Below are 1,655 nucleotides of genomic sequence, written 5' to 3'. Positions count from 1 at the left end.
GCGCGGGGACCACCCCGTAAGGCTAAATACTACTTAGTGACCGATAGCGTATAGTACCGTGAGGGAAAGGTGAAAAGGACCCCGGGAGGGGAGTGAAAGAGAACCTGAAACCCTGTGCCTGCAAGCTGCGAAAGCCCCATACGAGGGTGATCGCGTACTTTTTGTAGAACGGTCCGGCGAGTTATGTATGGAGGCAAGGTTAAGCACTTAAGGTGAATAGCCGAAGGGAGACCGAGTCTGAACAGGGCGATAGTCTTTATACATAGACCCGAAACCGGGTGATCTATCCATGGACAGGATGAAGCGGCCGTAAAAGGCTGTGGAGGTCCGAACACACATCCGTTGAAAAGGGTGGTGATGAGCTGTGGATAGGGGAGAAATTCCAATCGAACTCGGAGATAGCTGGTTCTCCCCGAAATAGCTTTAGGGCTAGCCCTGTATCAAACCTTTTGGAGGTAGAGCACTGAATATCCGCGGGGGCTTCACCGCTTACCAAAGATTATCAAACTCCGAATGCCAACAAGGTGGTGAACAGGAGTCAGACTACACGAGATAAGTTGGGTAGTCAAAAGGGAAAGAGCCCAGATCCACGGCTAAGGTCCCAAAGTGCGTGTTAAGTGGAAAAGGATGTGGGATTTCATAGACAGCTAGGATGTTGGCTCAGAAGCAGCCACACATTCAAAGAGTGCGTAATAGCTCACTAGCCGAGAGGTCCTGCGCCGAAAATTACCGGGGCTGAAACACGACACCGAAGCCTGGGGATTGTATGTATCTACGGGTACATGTGATCGGTAGGGGAGCATTCTAAAGGGCGAAGAAACCGTACCGGAAGGAGCGGCGGAGCGTTTAGAAGAGAGAATGCCGGAATGAGTAGCGAGATGGAGGTGAGAATCCTCCAGGCCGAATATCCAAGGATTCCAGGGTAAAGCTGATCTGCCCTGGGGAAGTCGGGACCTAAGGCGAGGCCGTAAGGCGTAGTCGATGGACAGCAGGTTGATATTCCTGCACTTATGCATATCAGAACTGTGGGGACGCAGGCAAAAGGAGTGAGCCGGGAAAGGAAAGCCCGGTCCCGCAAGGGGGAACGAACTAAAGTAGTGAAGCACTAGATATGACTGCCAAGAAAAGCCACTATTGCGTATGTATAACCCGTACCGTAAACCGACACAGGTGGATGAGGAGAGAATCCTAAGGCCGACGGGAGAAGCATTGTTAAGGAACTCGGCAAAATGTCCCCGTAACTTCGGGATAAGGGGAGCCCACCTAAGACGTGGGCCGCAGAGAAGAGGCTCAAGCAACTGTTTAGCAAAAACACAGGTCTATGCGAAACCGAAAGGTGAAGTATATGGGCTGACGCCTGCCCGGTGCTGGAAGGTTAAGAGGAGAGGTTAGCGCAAGCGAAGCTTTGAATTTAAGCCCCAGTAAACGGCGGCCGTAACTATAACGGTCCTAAGGTAGCGAAATTCCTTGTCGGGTAAGTTCCGACCCGCACGAAAGGCGTAATGATTTGAGCACTGTCTCGGCAATGCACCCGGTGAAATTGAAGTACCAGTGAAGATGCTGGTTACCCGCGCCAGGACGGAAAGACCCCATGGAGCTTTACTCCAGGTTGATACTGGGAGCCGGTATTATATGTACAGGATAGGTGGGAGACT

General features: G+C 51.8%; 1 rRNA gene. It reads left to right on the top strand.

The features are described from left to right. Window positions 1-1,655 (top strand): 23S ribosomal RNA (locus G633_RS0100015); the annotation flags it as partial.

It is taken from the genome of Butyrivibrio sp. FCS006 (genome assembly GCF_000424525.1).
GTDB lineage: Bacteria > Bacillota > Clostridia > Lachnospirales > Lachnospiraceae > Butyrivibrio.
This window is presented reverse-complemented; position numbering and strand designations above follow the sequence as displayed.